Annotated in this window: 16 protein-coding genes; 6 read left to right on the top strand and 10 right to left on the bottom strand. The window is 58.7% G+C overall.

Annotation, left to right across the window (positions count from 1 at the left end):
* Positions 1-135: 135 nt before the first annotated feature.
* Entirely contained in the window at positions 136-1,023 is an 888-nt protein-coding gene (locus tag ABIZ35_RS11210; RefSeq protein WP_348219989.1) for a hypothetical protein, read from the bottom strand.
* The gene (gene hslV, locus ABIZ35_RS11205; RefSeq protein WP_348219990.1) at positions 1,013-1,543 is read right to left on the bottom strand and encodes an ATP-dependent protease subunit HslV; all 531 of its coding nucleotides are present in this window, start codon (positions 1,541-1,543) and stop codon (positions 1,013-1,015) included. Before hslV ends, ABIZ35_RS11210 begins: the two co-directional genes overlap by 11 nt.
* 113 nt (positions 1,544-1,656) lie before the next feature.
* Between hslV and ubiE the strand changes: the two genes are divergently transcribed.
* From ubiE to ABIZ35_RS11190, 3 genes are all read left to right on the top strand, one after another.
* Positions 1,657-2,418 (top strand): bifunctional demethylmenaquinone methyltransferase/2-methoxy-6-polyprenyl-1,4-benzoquinol methylase UbiE, encoded by a 762-nt coding sequence (ubiE, locus tag ABIZ35_RS11200; RefSeq protein WP_348219988.1) that lies wholly within the window; start codon positions 1,657-1,659, stop codon positions 2,416-2,418.
* A gap of 23 nt (positions 2,419-2,441) precedes the next feature.
* Positions 2,442-3,485 (top strand): polyprenyl synthetase family protein, encoded by a 1,044-nt coding sequence (locus tag ABIZ35_RS11195; protein ID WP_348219987.1) that lies wholly within the window; start codon positions 2,442-2,444, stop codon positions 3,483-3,485.
* A gap of 106 nt (positions 3,486-3,591) precedes the next feature.
* A complete protein-coding gene (locus tag ABIZ35_RS11190; protein ID WP_348219986.1) occupies positions 3,592-5,280 on the top strand; it encodes a hypothetical protein in 1,689 nt (562 codons plus the stop codon).
* Positions 5,281-5,328: 48 nt separating this feature from the next.
* Here the strand turns inward: ABIZ35_RS11190 and lexA are convergent, their stop codons facing one another.
* Positions 5,329-5,952, bottom strand: coding sequence for a transcriptional repressor LexA (gene lexA / locus ABIZ35_RS11185; RefSeq protein ID WP_348219985.1), 624 nt, complete (start codon positions 5,950-5,952; stop codon positions 5,329-5,331).
* A gap of 220 nt (positions 5,953-6,172) precedes the next feature.
* Between lexA and ABIZ35_RS11180 the strand changes: the two genes are divergently transcribed.
* Positions 6,173-6,676 (top strand): LysM domain-containing protein, encoded by a 504-nt coding sequence (locus ABIZ35_RS11180; protein WP_348219984.1) that lies wholly within the window; start codon positions 6,173-6,175, stop codon positions 6,674-6,676.
* 105 nt (positions 6,677-6,781) lie between these two features.
* On the opposite strand, the gene ABIZ35_RS11175 is transcribed toward ABIZ35_RS11180, so the two are convergent.
* From ABIZ35_RS11175 to ABIZ35_RS11145, 7 genes are all read right to left on the bottom strand, one after another.
* Positions 6,782-8,449 carry a glycosyltransferase family 39 protein gene (locus ABIZ35_RS11175; RefSeq protein WP_348219983.1) on the bottom strand — a complete coding sequence of 556 codons (1,668 nt, stop codon included), beginning with the start codon at positions 8,447-8,449 and terminating at the stop codon, positions 6,782-6,784.
* Entirely contained in the window at positions 8,446-9,048 is a 603-nt protein-coding gene (locus ABIZ35_RS11170; protein ID WP_348219982.1) for a methyltransferase domain-containing protein, read from the bottom strand. Before ABIZ35_RS11170 ends, ABIZ35_RS11175 begins: the two co-directional genes overlap by 4 nt.
* Positions 9,049-9,070: 22 nt before the next feature.
* A complete protein-coding gene (locus tag ABIZ35_RS11165; RefSeq protein WP_348219981.1) occupies positions 9,071-9,892 on the bottom strand; it encodes a class I SAM-dependent methyltransferase in 822 nt (273 codons plus the stop codon).
* A 2-nt stretch (positions 9,893-9,894) separates the two neighbouring features.
* Positions 9,895-11,034: a dTDP-4-amino-4,6-dideoxygalactose transaminase gene (gene rffA, locus ABIZ35_RS11160; RefSeq protein ID WP_348219980.1), complete on the bottom strand. Its 1,140-nt coding sequence runs from the start codon at positions 11,032-11,034 to the stop codon at positions 9,895-9,897.
* The gene (locus ABIZ35_RS11155; RefSeq protein ID WP_348219979.1) at positions 11,031-11,960 is read right to left on the bottom strand and encodes a GNAT family N-acetyltransferase; all 930 of its coding nucleotides are present in this window, start codon (positions 11,958-11,960) and stop codon (positions 11,031-11,033) included. Before ABIZ35_RS11155 ends, rffA begins: the two co-directional genes overlap by 4 nt.
* Positions 11,953-12,906, bottom strand: coding sequence for a glycosyltransferase family 2 protein (locus ABIZ35_RS11150; RefSeq protein ID WP_348219978.1), 954 nt, complete (start codon positions 12,904-12,906; stop codon positions 11,953-11,955). Before ABIZ35_RS11150 ends, ABIZ35_RS11155 begins: the two co-directional genes overlap by 8 nt.
* 173 nt (positions 12,907-13,079) lie before the next feature.
* Complete coding sequence (locus ABIZ35_RS11145) at positions 13,080-13,895, bottom strand: hypothetical protein (RefSeq protein WP_348219977.1); 816 nt, start codon at positions 13,893-13,895, stop codon at positions 13,080-13,082.
* Between the two features lie 501 nt (positions 13,896-14,396).
* Between ABIZ35_RS11145 and ABIZ35_RS11140 the strand changes: the two genes are divergently transcribed.
* Positions 14,397-15,224: a 3D domain-containing protein gene (locus ABIZ35_RS11140; RefSeq protein WP_348219976.1), complete on the top strand. Its 828-nt coding sequence runs from the start codon at positions 14,397-14,399 to the stop codon at positions 15,222-15,224.
* Between the two features lie 110 nt (positions 15,225-15,334).
* A complete protein-coding gene (rsmA, locus tag ABIZ35_RS11135) occupies positions 15,335-16,201 on the top strand; it encodes a 16S rRNA (adenine(1518)-N(6)/adenine(1519)-N(6))-dimethyltransferase RsmA (protein ID WP_348219975.1) in 867 nt (288 codons plus the stop codon).
* Positions 16,202-16,283 lie beyond the last annotated feature (82 nt).

Genomic DNA, 16,283 nt, shown 5'->3' with positions numbered 1-16,283 from the left:
ATGAAAACCCAAGGACAACAGCCTATTTTGTCCGTCCGGCACGGACGGTTAGCGCTTCGCTCTCAGACGTGGGTTTCATACCCGCGGGTCCTAATAGCGTGGGTTTTATACCCGCGATTCCTGCTCTGGATTTGATTACTTCCCCAGTTTCCCATCCACATCCTCTGCCCCATAAGCCGTTAGCAGAGCACCTTCGGCGGCGCGGGCGGCGGCGGTGGGCGGGGCGGGGGCGTCGCTGGGGAGCAGTCCCGAGAGGTTGCCGGCCCCCGAATGGGGCGTCCCGATGCCTGCGATGGGGGGAGCGAGGGCGCGGACGTTTGCGAGAATGGACGTGGGGGTCATTTTGGGCGCTCGGGAGAGCAGCGAGTTTACGTCCTTGGTCTGGGCTTCGAGGGAGGCTTTGGTCAAGGGGGCGGCGCGGCGCGCGGCGATGGCGCGGCCGAGCTCCAGCGCCCAGAGCGATTCGTCGCCGCCCTGCAGCTTGAGAATCGGTGTCAGGTTGAATTGCAGGCTGGTGAGATTCTCCTGAACGGTGCGCGATTCATCGATGGTCCCAAGGATCGCAGCGACACGCTTGTCCTTGCTTTCCTTTTTCTTGCCCGAAGGGAGGGGCGCTGAAAGCATCTTAGACAGCGGCGAGATCGATTGCAGCGCTTTTTCCGGCCCTTCGATTTTGACGAGGTCGTCCAGAGCCAGCGTGACGGTGTTCGCTTCGAACTTTCGCAGGGCGATCGACTGGGCCTCCAGGCTGTCGACATACTTCTCGGTGGCTTCGCCTTCGTCGATGGAGGAAAGGCCCTGAACGTCGGCCAGGTAACGCCGCTGCCGTTCGGTGAGAAATTGCAGGGAATAGCCTAGACGCAGGGCCGCCTTTTGCACGGTCGTCGGCGCGGAGGCGGCAATCGGCGTCTGGTTCGTTACAAGGGGCAATGTCTCTGTCTCGTTTCCCGCCGCAAGGCTGAGGTGAGGAGCGCCAAGCAGGGCCGCCGCAGCCAGGGCGAGGGTGAATTTATTAAAGTTCATCGACGGTGATATTCCCATTCGTGTAAATACAGATTTCGGAGGCGACGCGCAGGGCCTTTTCGGCGATCTCACGCGCGGACAGATCCGTGTTCTCCAGCAGCGCCTTGGCGGCGGCCTGCGCGTACGGCCCGCCGCTGCCGATGGCGGCGATGCCGTCGTCGGTCTCCAGCACGTTGCCGTCCCCAGAAATCACGAGCAAGTATTCCGGGTCGGCGACGATCATCAAGGCTTCGAAGCGCCGTAAGACCCGATCCGAGCGCCACTCCTTGGCGAAGTCGATCACGGCGCGGCGCAGATTGCCGTTGACGCCTTCCAAAATGGCCTCAAAGCGATCGGCCAGCGCCTGGGCGTCGGCGGCGCTTCCGGCGAAGCCCGTGAGGATCTTTCCGTTGTACAATCGCCGTATTTTTTTCGCGGTGTTTTTCATCACCGTTTTGTCCAAAGTCACCTGGCCGTCGCCCGCAATGGCGACCTTGCCGTTCCGTTTCACGCCCACGATTGTGGTGGCGTGCATCTTCACTTCCATGCAAATTTCTCCTGGCGAACACCCCTCTGGGCGTCCGATATTGGCGCATTGACAGTTCACCGGCTAACTGGTATAATCCTGTTTTAGAGATTGCGGAGTTTTTCACAATGTCCGGCGCCACTTCTCAAAACCTGTCTCACATCCCCGTTCTGGACCTGCCGACGACCCCGGCGGAGAAGGCGCGGTATGTGCGGGGGATGTTCGACGACATCGCGCATCGTTACGACCTTCTGAACACGGTTTTGTCCGCCGGCATTCACCATTCCTGGCGAACCTTCGCCACCCGATGCGCCGCGCTTCAGCCCGGCGACCGGGTTCTCGATCTGTGTACGGGCACCGGCGATTGGACCGTCCTGCTGCGGCGTGTCGTTGGCAAACGGGGCCAGGTTGTCGGTATCGATTTCTCCCTTCCCATGCTGCAAAGCGGCGTTCGTAAATTTGAAGAAGCCAAGGCGCAGTTCGCGCAGGGCGACGCCGTGCGGCTTCCTATTACTTCGGGGATCTTCGACGCCGTGACGGTCGCGTTCGGAATTCGCAATGTTGCGGAGATCGATCGCGCATTCGTGGAGATCGCGCGGGTGCTGAAACCGGGCGGACGGGTGGTCTGTCTGGAGTTCGCGACTCCGCATCCCGGATTGTTTCAAAAGTTCTACTCCCTGCACTCGCGTTATGTGATGCCGCGCCTGGGCGGCGCCCTTAGCGGCCGTCCCGACGCTTATACATACTTACCGGAATCAGTCATCCGTTTCAAAACGCGCGAAGAACTTGCAAAGATTATGCGCGACGCGGGACTTAGCCCCGTACGGTATGTCGATTTGACCTTCGGTCTGGTCTGTGTCCATGTGGGACAAAAGCCGGACGCCGCGTGAGCGGACTCTCAGAAAGCACGGCGATGAGCGCACCCGCAACCAGCCCGCCTTCCACGGCGGAAGATCCCCTCAGCCAAAAGCCGGCCGGCGAGACCAGTTTCCTGGACCCGGTTCTGGACGATCTCGCGGCGGTCGAGATCCTTCTCAATGAAGAGATCCGGTCCGACGTGCGCGCGGCTTACGCAATCTCTGGTCATACCCTTTCCGCCGGCGGTAAGCGCCTGCGCCCCGCGCTGCTCGTGCTTTCGGCTCGCGCCGCGCAGCACTCTTTTCCGACGCGCACCATTACGGCATCGGCGTCCGCCGCCGAACTCATTCATATGGCGTCACTGATCCATGACGATGTCGTGGACAACGCCGTTGAGCGCCGCGGCCGTCCCACAGCGAACGCCGCCTACGGCAATCAGATCAGCGTTCTCGTCGGCGATTATCTTCTGGCGAAGAGCATCTATCTCGCGGCTCGCGAAGGCAACATTGATGTTATTCGGGTGTTCAGCAATGTCACCATCGGCCTGAGTGAGGGGGAAGTCCTTCAGATCACGGCGAAGGGCGACGTGGACACGACGGAAGAGACGTATCGCAAGATCATTGAGAAGAAGACCGCCGGCTTTATCGCGGGTTGCTGCGAGATCGGCGGCATGCTGGCTGAGGCTCCGGCGGCTTCCATCGCGGCGCTGGCGTCGTATGGCATGAACTGTGGCCTCGCTTTCCAGATCGCCGACGACCTGCTCGACTATACTGGCGACCCCAAAGTGACCGGCAAGGCGCTGGACGGTGATCTGCGCGAAGGCAAGATGACCCTGCCGCTGATCCTCGCCGTGCGCGACGCGAGCGACGCCGAGCGCGACCAATTGATGCAGACGCTGCAAACGCCCGAGGATCTGACCGATGTCGACATCGCGCGCGTACACCGAGCGATCGAAAACTGCGATGGTTACCGGCGCACGATGGAAGCGGCGCACGCGTATGCCCAGAGCGCGAAAGACGCCCTGATCGCCCTTCCTCCCTCCATCTACCGCGACTCCCTGGCGGCTCTTGCCGATTACGCCGTCACGCGGCAGCGATAATTGAGCGCTGAGAATTTCAGTCTCTGAGTGCGATCCGGGTATCATTATCGGTGATGCGCGAACCCTTTTCCCCGCCAGATCCGTTGAACGCTTCAGGAGGCTGACCATGCCCGTTGGTAAATGGACGTTCGACAATCCCGTCATTGCGAAAGAGCTGCGCGGACGCATGCGCGGCCCGCGCGCGTACTGGATGCTGCTCTTCTACCTGCTGCTGCTTTCCATCGCCACATTAATCTCCTATTACGCCTGGTGGCGCACCCACAGTTCGTCGCTGGAGTTCGGAGGCGCCACGAGCAGTTTTACCGCCGGACGCGACTTTTACATGGTCCTGTTCGTGGTTCAGGCGTGTCTGATCGCTCTGATCTCACCGGCGCTGACGTCCGGGGCGATTTCGATCGAACGTGAGCAGCGGACGCTGGAGATGCTCCAATGCACGACGCTCAAGCCGCGCTCGCTGGTCGCCGGGAAACTGGTCGCCTCACTCTCCTATGTCGTTTTGCTTCTGACCTCATCAATCCCATTGATCTCGATCTGTTTTCTTTTGGGAGGAGTCTCACCGGAAGAAGTGGGCGGCGCCTATCTGATGCTGATCTGTGATGCGTTCTTCTTTGGCTCCGTGGCTCTCTGCTGGTCTGTTTACGCCGCGAACACCGTCACGTCCGTGATCTTCTCTTATCTGACGCTGATTGTGTTCTTCGTGCTGTCGCTGCCGTCCGCTATTGCCGGAATGTCCAGTGGGGCGTCGCAGCACTGGATGTCTTCTCTCAATCCGGTGGGGGCGTTATCGGCCTCGGGAACGGAAGCCTGGTACGCGCTGCACGCGCCGTCCTGGCTGCTCGCCGTGCTGGTGAATGGGGGCTTGGCGCTGCTGGCGTGCTGGCTCGGCGTGCATCGTTTGGAGGATGAAGGATCACGGCGCACGCTGGGGCTGCGCTGCTACGTATTCGCCCTGATCGCTGGGTTGCTGATCATCGTGGACGGCGGCATTCTGGGGATGCTGACGAATGGGAATGGCGATCGCGCCGCATTCCTTGCGTTTGCCGGCGTCTCGGCTCTGCTGCTGTTCCTGCCGACACTCGTCACGGGGGATTACCGGGATTTCGATCAGCATTCCGGAGCGCCTCCGCGCCGATGGCTGACATTCGATTTGCGTGACGCGTTCCGCACGGCTTCGCTGCGCTCCGTGTTTCCCACGGCGGTTGTCACCGGCGTCGTCGCCTCGGTCGCCAGTATGATCGCCTGGGCGATCTGGCTGAAGTCCGCCCCGACGGGAATGCAGCAGATCGCACATCAGCCCGTTTTTCCGGTGGCGATGATCGTCCCAATCTTGGCGCTAACGATCACGACCTGCGTCTTTGTCGCCGCCATGGGACTGTTTCTGTCCGTGCTCCTGCGAAACCGCTGGGGAGCGCTGTGTTTAACGTATGTGGCGATCTTCCTGGTGATGGCCGCTCCGGCGATTTCCTATGCGGGTCTTAACACCGAGGATGCGGCGCGTGTGGCGCACGATCCCGGTATCTATCTGATGTATCTCACGCCGCTTACGGCCGTTCTGGACTTTGCCGAGATGCAGACCTCAAACGCCCATATGGAGGTCGGCGCCTATCTGCCGCTTTATGGCAGCGGCTTTGTCTGGGGCATCACGTCCGTGGCCTATCTTCTCCTCGCCGCCGCACTGACGGCCATTTCGCGGCGGATTTACTCGCGGCGAGCCGCCGGCGAGACCGTCGCCGCCGCGAAGGCCGAAGCCCGCGCGCAGGCGGAAAAAGCCGCAAAAACAACCGCCGCCGCGTAAAACGCGGCGGCGGTATTCTCTATCTCTCCGAAATCTTTAAAACAGCTCTTAAAACTTCTTGATCGCTAGCAGCACGCGTCCCAGAATGGCTACATCCTGGCTGAAGATGGGCTCGAAGTCCGGGTTCTGTGGCTGCAGGCGCACGCCGTCTTTTTCCCCGTAGAACGTCTTCACGGTCGCGTCGTCGCCGATCAGGGCGACGACGATCTCGCCGTCGCGCGCCGTGGTCTGCTTGCGGGCGATCACGATATCCCCATTATCAATCCCGGCGTTGACCATCGACCGCCCAGAGACTTCGAGGGCGAACAGATCCCGCCCGTTTTCCGAGCCGCGCGGAAGCAGCGAGAGGGGCAGGGGAAGCATCTCGGGAGAATCCGATTGCTCGGCCAGCATGGGAGCGCCGCCGGCCACTTTTCCCAGCAGCGGCACGCAAATCGCACGGCCGAGCTGCATGGGCGAGCCCTCGTCCATTAATTCGATTCCACGTTTGTAGCGATCTCGCCGAATATAACCTTTGAGTTCGAGATTATCCAGATGTTTTTTTACGGTGCAGCTGGAGCTCAAGTTGACCAAAGCGCCGATTTCGCGCACGGTGGGGGCATGTCCGCGTATTTCGATCTGCTGTCGAATGACAGCGAGTATGTCTTGCTGTTTTTCGGTTAAAGTAGTCATTAAGGAACCTCATAGAGTGCAAAAGAGGCGGAATAAGTGCATATAACGCTAGTATACCCCCAAATACGCAAGCGATCACACAAAAGTTTCTTTTTTTATCGCCATGGGGATAACTTTTCTTGACTCGGGAGCCGTTCTTTGGTATACTCTGAGGGCGGCGAACATTAGTTTGCCCGAAACATTAGTTTGCTGTGTTGATGAACTGTTGAGGAGACTTCCGATGGGTGCTTTGAGAATTGATTTATGTGAGAATGTCGCTGGAACCGAGCAGGAAGCATGTGTCTCGGCGCCTCGGCTGGTGCTAACGAACTTTGAAGAATTGCAGCCTGAACTCCCGAAGGCGGCGCCCGCGAAAACCGGCGCGCGCTCTCGCCGCGCGGCCCGCAAGCGCCGCGATGGTTACTGGCTGTCGGCCGTTATGGTCACCCTTGTGATGGCGAGCGTCGGCGGTGCCTGGAACTCTCTGGCGCATTCGCGCACGGAGCTTGCCCCCGAGACCATTACGGTCACCGTCACTCCCGGTGACTCGCTTTGGAAATACGCCAAGCGCTACGGATCACAGGATACGTACATCCTGGATCGTGTCAACGACTTGGCCCGCGCGAACTCCCTATCGAGCCACGCGGCCTTGGTCCCAGGCCAGCACTTGAAGGTCACTGTCACCAACCCCGTCGAACTGGCGAAGCTGGAGACGGCTCGGGAGACGAAACTCGCCCGGCGATAATTGAGAAATTGAATTGCAAAACACCCCGCCTGTCATTCTGATAGGCGGGGTGTTTTGTTGGCGCCCTGGGAAGGTAACAACATAGCCTGCCCGATCCGACTCACTTCAGTGCTTTTGTAGTCGGTAGATGTAGACGGCCTCTTTAGGATCCGTCACCTTGAGAGGCTTAAAGGAGTGATAGATTAGCTCGCTACGGTTCGATTCGTCCCCGAACACATTCAGCCTTGCCGCCAGCGGGTAGTGAAAGCTTATCATCTTCCCGTCAACCAGGTGAGGTCGACAGAAATACTTTAACGTCGACGGTTGGTCGATCTCGGGACCATAGAAAACAATCCAATCGGGATAAGTATCGTCCCGGCGGAGTGGGGCATGAAGCTTGTTCACTGTTTCCTTCGGCAAAGCGCATCGATCGTCGAGCAGCGCCCCTGTTCGGATGAAGTCGCCGTCATAGAAATCCATCGTCGTCGCGTGGGAGTTCGGATAAGGCGTCACAACATCGTCCCGATGGGCATTGTTTCTGAGGAAGCGCGATACGGCCGCGTCAGCGGTTTCGTAGGGATGAGTAATTTCCACCACATACGCCGGCAAAAGCGAGTCTGGGTTATCCGTGGCTGGGGCTATGCGTGGAGACAGCGGCGTAAGAGTCGTGAGATTTGTACAGATGACAAGTAAAAACAGTCCAATCGACGTGGGTTTGGAAATGCGGTAGACCATCCAGACAAAAACGCCGCAGAGGCCTGTCAGGAAGGGCAATATTGGACTGAAATACCGCACGATCGCCACAGACCACGATACTTGGCTCGGTGCGCAGAGCATTCCTTGAAAGATCGCATAGCACAGAATAATCGCGCCCCATTCGACGATGCGCGTGGCGACGGGGGCGACACCCTCGTCGTTTCGTCGATAGCGCATCAGAAAAATGAGACCGATTGCACATGTCCATGGGAAGCAATTCGTGAGATTGAGATCTCTGAGGTTGAGCCAGATCAGCCACAAACGCGTTGGCATAGCGGACGGCGCCTGTGGCGTTCGTCCGTAAGCCCATAAGTGATTGGCGACGACAAAGGGGAGCGTGGCGACAAGGAATATGAGAGCCGCAACGCCGATCTTCGTCCAGTCTGGCTTCGTAAACGCCTTGAGGTGAAACAGAAGATGAGTTACGGCGAGCGCTAGAATGAACGCCAATCCGCCCAGCAGATGGCCGTAGAACAGCAATATCGCCCAAACGGAGAGACCTAAGGCAGCCTTCCAGGACCGATCGGCGCAAAATCGTCGATAACAATAGTAGGCGCCGATCGAAAAGAAGCTGACTTCCGTGTAGTAGCGCGCGGTTCTCGCGTTCAGTAGGTACTGCACCGAGAACGCCAGGAGGGCGAGCGCAAAAAGCGTGAGCGCCCGCCTTTTCGGAAATTCCATCCTGAGCAGAGCGTTGAACGCAATTAATCCCGCAACCCCGAATATCACGGATGGAAGCCTAGCCGACCATGTCGAGATTCCGAATAGCTTGAACGACAGCGCCGCCGCCATGATGTCGAGACTGAACTGAGCTGGCTGCGTGAAGCCGGGATGCAGCAGCGAACCGCTCATGGTGACATAGAGATTTCGCCCATCCCAACAAGACAGATGCCCGGTTTTTAGAAAATTCGAAGCCATGAAGGCGACATACGCTTCATCACTCCAAAAATAGGCGTTGTTCAGCCGGTACAAGGCCAGGATCGCGAAAACTACGACGATTGCGACAGTGAGCGCATTAAACAAATTGTCACGCTTCATGCTTCTTTGCGCCTCGCCAAACACAGAACGTATTGATGCAGAAACGCGAATTCTTCCCAATGAAGCACACGGCCGTTCTTTTCAATCAAGGCGCGAACCTCATCAATGGTGCGGGGGTAACTGCCCCTGTCGTAGCGCCACATGAAGTTGCTCCGAAAGCGTTTCGTGTTCTTAAGCGCATCGAGAAAGACAAATGTGCCTTCCGGCTTCAGGATTCGGTACGATTCACGAAAAAGCGCGTCGATGCATTCCGCTGGGATATGGTGCGAGAGGCACTTGCAAACGACAAGGTCGACGGAGCCGCTTTGGAGAGGGGCGATCGTGGCGTCGGCCAACACGGCGACGCCGTTTGGGTCTTTGGCGATGTAACCGTCGAGCTTGACGGGGTCGATGTCGAGGCAGACATAGAGGGAGCCGTCGACAAAGATCGACTTCAGCAACCCTGTACCCCCGCCGATGTCGATAATGGATTGGGATTTACTGAGCTTTTCGATTTGAATGCCCAGACGCTTCTCAATGGCGCGCGCGCCGACGAGGGCTTGAACGGCATCATAGATGCGTGGGTTGGATACGATTTTGTGTATCGTCGATTTGATCATTGTCACCAGCGTTCGTTTTAGGCTATGTCTTTTTGCGCGCGAGGGCCAAGATGGAGGTTCCTCGGCTCAGTTGATGTCGACCTTTGATGCGTTTCACGTCTCCTTGAAGCGCCCACGTCAAGAGATCGTTCACAAGCGGGACAATGCGCAGTTCGTTCACGCTCATTTGATGCGCGTCTTCGGCCGTGATTTTTTTATCGCCCCGTATCATGGCGGCCATGCGTCGACCGAGCCAAACGAGAGGGTAGAGCGCCGTCATGAACTCGGTCACGTATTCGATTTCGAATCCCGCCTGCGCAAGGCGTTCCGTCAGTTCCGGGATTTCATAGCGCCTGCAGTGATGGGAGGCTGTGTCAAAATAGCTCCAGAGCGACATATGAGCCGGCACGGTGACAAAGAGACTTCCGCCAGGTTTGAGCAGCCCGTAGAGACTGTTGAAAACGCGTCCATCGTCCTCAATGTGCTCGACGACATCGAAGAGGCCGATCATGTCGAACTCCGCTGAGAAAGGCGAATGGTAGACGTCGCCTTGCACCAGCGGCGCGGAGGTTCGAGTACGCGCAAAGGCAAGGCCTTCGATAAACAGATCCATGCCGATGACCGAGCCGCCCGTGCAGACGCTGCTCAGGCGTCGCAGAACGTTGCCCGTCCCGCACCCCACTTCGAGCACGCGATAGCCCTCGCCAAGAGGGGCGACGATTTGTTCTGTCAGCGCCGAAATGATCGTGTTGCGAGACCGGAACCAGAAATGTCGGTCTTCCGCCTCAAACAGCGGGGCAAAATGATCGGGATCATAGCTTTGCCGCGAGATATTGCTCTCGTTTATGTTGGTTGAAGTCGGCATCGTCATTCTGGATATCTGAGAGCCGTTTCGATGACGTACTCCTGCTCCGGCCCAAAGATGTCATAGTACATCGGCAGTCGAAGCAGGCGTTCGCTCACGCTCTCCGTTACCGGGCAATCGCCGATATTGCCGCCGTATTTTCGACCCATCGTCGAGGTGTGCAGAGGCAGGTAATGGAAAACACTCAAGATCTTGTTCTGTCTGAAAAGCGCGATGAGCGCGTCCCGCTCGGCCGGCGTCGGCGTGAGCATGTAGAACATGTGCCACGATTGATCGCAGTAGGGTGGGACGGTGGGAAGCTGGATGCCGAGATTGGAGGCCCAGCCGCCAAGCGCATCGAAGTAGCGTTGCCATATCAAGCGTCGACGCTCCTGAATGCGGTCTCTGGCTTCCAATTGCGCCAGGAGGAAGGCGGCGAGAGCGTCTGATGGCAGATAGCTCGACCCCACATCGACCCACGAATACTTGTCGACCTCGCCCCGAAAGAACTGGCTTCGATTGGTCCCTTTTTCCCGAAGAACCTCCGCACGGTCCGCATAGCGCCGATCGTTGATCAGCAATGCGCCGCCTTCGCCGCAGCTAAAGTTCTTCGTCTCGTGGAAGCTCTGAGTCGCCAAACAGCCGAACGTGCCGAGCTGACGGCCTTTGTATTTCCCAAAAAGGCCATGGGCGTTGTCCTCGACAACGGCGATGCCGCGTGTGTCGGCAATCTCCATGATCGCGTCCATTTCGCATCCAACTCCGGCGTAGTGAACGGGCGCGATTGCCTTTGTGCGGTCGGTAATGAGGGTGGGAAGGATGGATTCGTTCAGGTTCAGCGTGTCCGGCCGAATGTCGCAAAAGACGGGAGTGGCGCCGCGCAGAACGAACGCGTTGACCGTCGAAACAAATGTGAACGAGGGGACAATCACTTCGTCGCCGGGCTGAATATCTAGCAGCAGAGCGCCCATCTCCAGCGCATGCGTGCAGGATGTCGTCAGCAGCGCCTTTGCCGCGCCGACCTCCTCTTCCAAGAGCCGATTGCACTTGCGCGTGAACTCACCATCGCCGGAGATATGCCCGTTGCCGACGGCCTGCGCCATGTAGGCGTACTCGTTGCCGATAATGACGGGACGGTTAAAAGGTATGGCCGGTTGTGTCATGAAGTCGCTATCCGGCAGCGGAGGGTGTGGTGAGCGTCGACAATGGATGCGCCGAGCCGCCGCCATGTTTGGTGAACTGCCAGGTTCGCAAGCTGAGTGCGTATCTCCACTGTCGAGGCGCCTCGTTCTTTCAGCATGGCGAGGGCGGCCTTGACCAGCGCGGTGTAGACGCCGCGTCCCTGATACTCCGGCGCAACGGCGTTCAGCGGGATGGCGGCGACATTGCTCGTCATCGAGACCGTAATGAACCCGGCGATGGCGCCGTCCATCTCATACACGAGAACCTCGTCCGCCATCGTCTTGTTGACCGATTTCACCGCCCACTGACGATAAAGCGATTCCACGCCCGCCGGATGGAAAGCAGGGTCGCAGTTGAACCGATTCGCGTTGTATCGACGGCTGCCGAAGCATTCCGCCGAGATCCGTTCCAGCGCGTCGCTGTCGTCAGAACGAGCCTGCCTGATCGTCGACGTTCTTGGTGCGGCCTCGAAAGTCGCGAGGTCGATTGCGTGGACGATCATCGTATCAGACATGGTAAAGCCCGCATGCTGAAGGACGATCAATGCGAAGCTGTCGCGTGTCTTGACCGGCGCGGTGATATGATCAATGCCGGCCTTGCGGGCGTTCGCAATCACACTCTCGACAAACTCATTGCTCTGGGCGAGTATGTCGAGAGTCAAGGGTGAAAAGCATTCCGGAACGATGATCGGCTCCAGGCGCGCCTCTTCAATACCGAACAGGCGGCTGTCGAAATCAAGCCGAGTCAAAAGGCCGAACCAGTGGCCGAGCGCCGTCGACGTCGTCGCCAGCTTTCCAATTCCTGTCCTGGCGTTCATCGAAAACCGCTTGGCTTCGGCAGGTCGATAGTGGGGTGACTGTGCGAGCGCTCGATCGAAATTCTCAAATTGGTCACTGAAATCAGGCATCAGTTCGGGTGTCCGCCCGTACCGCGTAGGTGGGTCTGTCCATCGTTCGGAAGTGCATTCGCGCAAGATATTCGCCGATAATGCCGAGCGCAAAGAGCTGTGCGCCGGAGAAGATGGCGATGATACTGGCCAAAAATGGGAAGCCCGGAACAACAGAACCGCTGATGAAAAACTGCACGATCACCCAAACCAGGACTATAAAACCGAAAAACGTGAACACCAATCCTACCACGCTGGCAAGTTGAAGCGGCTTCGTGCTGTAGCCCGTTATCATGTTCAAGGCGTGGGTCACAAGATTCCAGAACGTGTAGTTGGAAACTCCCGACTTGCGGGTATCGTGCCGAACGGTAACACTGGAAAATTTTGTCGATGTCCAGGTGAGAAGGACGTCGAGGGAGACATACGGACTTGAATAGCCGGCGAAGCCGCCGCGCAAGAGCGTGCGGAAGGCTCGAAACGCGCTGACGTCCCGGGCGACATCGATGTTCATTGCGTTTTGCAGCGCGAGCTTAGTAACCTGAGACGCTAGGTCACGCCAGAACCCGTGCCGTTCCGAGGCGGGAGTGCCGTAAACCACGTCGAAGCCGGTGTCGAGTTTAGCCAAAAGCTTGGGGATTTCTTCCGGCGGGTGCTGAAGGTCGTCGTCCATCGTCACGGTCGTTGCATATTTTGCCGATCGAATGCCGCAAAGCAACGCGTTGTGCTGCCCATAATTGCGCATCAGATTGATGGCGTGAACAAAGGGGTAAGTTTTCGCCGCCTTTTTCGCCGCCGGCCAGCTTTCGTCTCGACTGCCGTCGTTGACAAGAATGACTTCAAATTCGTCTGTAAGCGTCGGGAGCACGCGTGCCAGTCGCTCCATAAGTTCGGGAAGCATGGCGGCGCTGTTGTAAAGAGGGATTACGACGGAAATAGTGTGTTGTGCGGCCACTTCAGGTGAATGCATAGCGGATTTATTGGGCTCGTCGCAGAAAATTTACGCTTTTTTTCTGAGCGTATGCCTCCTTAATTATACCACAGGTATTGAGCGCCGATTTGTTATCGTGACTCCGGAGCAGGACAACCGCATTTATTAGGAAATATTAGGTGCGGTTGTCCTGGATGCCGAAGGCGTCTTGCCTACGACACTCCGGCTGGCTCACCATCATAGGCCGGCGTCGACTCGCGAACCTCACGGCCCTTGTTTTCTTTCTGGCAAGTAGGGCAGAGGTCGACGCCGTAGTTGCGGATCGATAGCTCGTGCTGCGACTTGGTCAGCGCCTTGCTGCAGTTCTGGCACTTGGGCGGACCGGCGGGCGCTTCTGCGGCCTTTGATTCGACCGATTCATTCACCAGCTTTGCGGCGGCTGTCGGCTCGTCGTCAAAGGGACTGTCGTCGCTGTCCATGACGGCGGGGCGGGATGGGGGGCGCTGCGGCTCCTGCGGCGGGCGCGGGGCGGGGCGCTGGGGGCGGCGGTTGTCTGATCCGGAATCGAAGCGCGGGCCGGGCGAGGGAACGCGATCGAAGCGTCCGTTGCCATTGCCGTTTCCTTGGAAGCGGTCCTGGCCGTTTCCGCCCTGGGGCCGGTCGAAACCGCCCTGCGGGCTGTCGGCGAGGCGCCCGCTGCTGACTTCGTCAAGCTCCGGCGCGAACTGTGTGCCGTACCCGCACAGCGCCAGCGCGCGGCCGACAGCGCCGGTTTCAGCCTTTTCAATATAATCGCCGAATCCCTTGATATCTTCTTTCTTGGTGCCCATCGCCATCAATCGGCCCTCGGCGTTATAGATCCTCGCGCGGAAGATCGCATAGTTCTTGTCGGAGTCGATTGTGATCGGCTCGGTCTCGATTCCCCAGTCCGGATGCTCGCTCCGGAACCATATCAAACGGGCCGATACCGGAAGATAGGACCGGCCTCCCTGCACTTTGATCAAATGCCGATTCGGATCAAACGTCATTTCTCTGCTCCTTAAACCTGGTCAACAATCATCTCATGGCGCCTTAAAAGTGTAGTTTTCAATTCAAACACCTGTTCGACTAACAGAGATATTTTACCATAATCTAGTATCGATGTCAAACTTTTATTAAATATTTTAATGCCTACGAGTATCAATAGTGATCAACTATGAGCTTAACAAGGATTTAACGAAAACAGTCGCGTTGACATACCCACATATCATATGAGATAATCCCCGTGCGTTGATGAACTAGCAAAGGTCGGCTCGCCATAAGGCGTTCCGGCATGGCGCGTTCCGGAGGTGTCCGGTCCGCGTGCAACCCAAACCTGAGGAGGAGACCATTTGCGAAACACACAAACGACGCACGTGACTCGGAGCGTATCTGGACAAGCAATGTCCAACGCAGTCGATTCCCACACGTGCGCAAACTCGAAAGCGACCCGGAGAAAGACTTCCGCTCGCTCAATTTCTTATCTCGCCGTCGCTGGAGTATTTGCGACGGTGACGCTGCTTAGCCCGTTCGCAGTCCTGGCGCAGAACGCGCCCGTATCGGACTCGACGGCGCCAGGCGCTCCCGATGCCGCCGGCGCGGAGCCGTCCACCGTTCTCGTGACGGATGGCGCACAGCCCGCGAAGATCTTCCAAACAGTCGGCCGCACTGTCGCGGACGCGCTGCAAGACCTTAAGATCAACCTCAGCTCCAGCGACAAAGTCGCTCCCCCGCTCACCGCTTCCGTGACCACCGGCACGCCGATCACGATTATCCGTGTCCGCACGGAGAAGCAGACCGAAACTGCGGCGGTCCCTTACAAGACCGTCTTCCGTATGAGCAAGGATGTTGCTCCCGGTCGGATCGTCAAGGGCTCCCACGGGCGTCCAGGTGTGATTACCAAGACGTTCCTCGCCACTTATCGGAACGATCGCCTGACAAGCCGCAAGCTCGTCTCCAAGGTCGTCACAACACCGGCTCAGAACGAAGAAACCCTCGGCGGCGTTCGGCAAGTCGCACGCGCGCTTCCGTCGCGCGGCGGCTACCAGCGTCTGCGCATGATCAATATGGTGGCGACCGGTTATTCGCCGCATGAAGGCAACGGACGCGGCATCTGCGCCACGGGAATGCGCGCCGGATACGGCGTCGTGGCGGTCGATCCCCGCGTGATCCGTCTCCACTCCCGTCTTTACATCGAAGGCTACGGCTATGCCGTCGCCGGAGACACGGGCGGCGCCATCAAGGGATGCCGCGTGGACCTCGGCCATAATACATTCCGCGAAGCCAACAATGTTGGCCGCAAGCATGTCAAAGTCTGGGTGCTCGATAGCCCCCACTAATCTCTTTGACAAAGTCTAGTACGAACGCAAGAATAGCCCCGGCGACTCGCCGGGGCCTTTTTTCTGTCCGCCGCCGTGAGCCATTTCTCAGCATCAGGTACAATGCCCTCATGAATCTTTCCAGTCCCGCCGTTGTGTCCGCGCTTCTGAAGCGTCACGAACTGCGCCCCCGCCGCCGCTTCGGCCAGAATTTCCTCATCGACGCCAACATGCTCGCCAAGATCGTCGCCGCCGGTGGGATCGGCCCCGGCGATCAAGTCCTGGAGATCGGCGCCGGCCTCGGCGTTCTGACGCGCGCCCTCGGCGAGACCGTCACCCCGGACGGACGCGTAGTAACGGTGGAGATCGATCGGGATCTGCTGCCCGTTCTCGAAGAAACCGTTGGCCCGCTGACTCAGGTCAGCGTCGTCTCCGCCGATGCCCTCTCTTTAGACTGGCCTGTCTTCCTGCGCGAGCAGTTTTCGGACGACAAGCCCGTCCACACCATCGCCAATATCCCCTACAACATCACAACGCCTTTGCTGACGACGATGGTGGAGAACAAAGACCGTATCAAAGTGATCGTGCTATTGGTTCAGAAAGAGGTCGCACTGCGCCTCGCCGCCAAGCCCGCGACATCCGACTACGGCTCGCTCAGCGTCTACGCCCAGTACCATTCCAAAGTCGAAATCATCGCGACCGTCTCCCGCCGCGTCTTTTTGCCCGCTCCCGACGTCGACAGCGCCATCGTCCGCCTCACACCCTACACCGATCCTCCGATCCGCGCCCAGGACGAGCCGACCTTCTTCGCCGTTGTCCGCGCCGCCTTCGGCCAGCGCCGCAAAGCGCTGCCCAACGCCCTCACGGGCGATCCGGCGCTCGGCTGGGACCGCGACAAGGCGGCAATGGCGCTGAGCGCGGCGGGCATCGATCCGCAGAGGCGAGGGGAGACGTTATCGGTGGGGGAGTTTGTGAAGCTGGCGGATGCGGGGGTGTAGGCTTGGCCCTCACCCCCCCGGCCCCGTCCGTATGACCCACCCCGGCGCTACGCGCCACCCCTCCCTTGAAGCAGGGAAGGGT

Origin of the sequence: Capsulimonas sp., from assembly GCF_039929585.1 — a bacterium.
Taxonomy (GTDB): Bacteria; Armatimonadota; Armatimonadia; order Armatimonadales; family Capsulimonadaceae; genus Capsulimonas.
Note: the sequence above shows the minus strand (reverse complement) of the source record. Positions and strands in the feature narration are given on the sequence as shown.

What these genes read in the sequence shown, in the direction of transcription:
- ABIZ35_RS11190 (WP_348219986.1), top strand. Translation starts at nt 3,592, where the DNA reads ATGCCCGTTGGTAAATGGACGTTCGACAATCCCGTCATTGCGAAAGAG.
- rffA (WP_348219980.1), bottom strand. Translation starts at nt 11,034, where the DNA reads ATGACACAACCGGCCATACCTTTTAACCGTCCCGTCATTATCGGCAAC.
- ABIZ35_RS11210 (WP_348219989.1), bottom strand. Translation starts at nt 1,023, where the DNA reads ATGAACTTTAATAAATTCACCCTCGCCCTGGCTGCGGCGGCCCTGCTT.
- ABIZ35_RS11165 (WP_348219981.1), bottom strand. Translation starts at nt 9,892, where the DNA reads ATGCCGACTTCAACCAACATAAACGAGAGCAATATCTCGCGGCAAAGC.
- lexA (WP_348219985.1), bottom strand. Translation starts at nt 5,952, where the DNA reads ATGACTACTTTAACCGAAAAACAGCAAGACATACTCGCTGTCATTCGA.
- rsmA (WP_348219975.1), top strand. Translation starts at nt 15,335, where the DNA reads ATGAATCTTTCCAGTCCCGCCGTTGTGTCCGCGCTTCTGAAGCGTCAC.
- ABIZ35_RS11155 (WP_348219979.1), bottom strand. Translation starts at nt 11,960, where the DNA reads ATGCCTGATTTCAGTGACCAATTTGAGAATTTCGATCGAGCGCTCGCA.
- ABIZ35_RS11150 (WP_348219978.1), bottom strand. Translation starts at nt 12,906, where the DNA reads ATGCATTCACCTGAAGTGGCCGCACAACACACTATTTCCGTCGTAATC.
- ABIZ35_RS11195 (WP_348219987.1), top strand. Translation starts at nt 2,442, where the DNA reads ATGAGCGCACCCGCAACCAGCCCGCCTTCCACGGCGGAAGATCCCCTC.
- ABIZ35_RS11175 (WP_348219983.1), bottom strand. Translation starts at nt 8,449, where the DNA reads ATGAAGCGTGACAATTTGTTTAATGCGCTCACTGTCGCAATCGTCGTA.
- ABIZ35_RS11145 (WP_348219977.1), bottom strand. Translation starts at nt 13,895, where the DNA reads ATGACGTTTGATCCGAATCGGCATTTGATCAAAGTGCAGGGAGGCCGG.
- ABIZ35_RS11170 (WP_348219982.1), bottom strand. Translation starts at nt 9,048, where the DNA reads ATGATCAAATCGACGATACACAAAATCGTATCCAACCCACGCATCTAT.
- ubiE (WP_348219988.1), top strand. Translation starts at nt 1,657, where the DNA reads ATGTCCGGCGCCACTTCTCAAAACCTGTCTCACATCCCCGTTCTGGAC.
- ABIZ35_RS11180 (WP_348219984.1), top strand. Translation starts at nt 6,173, where the DNA reads ATGGGTGCTTTGAGAATTGATTTATGTGAGAATGTCGCTGGAACCGAG.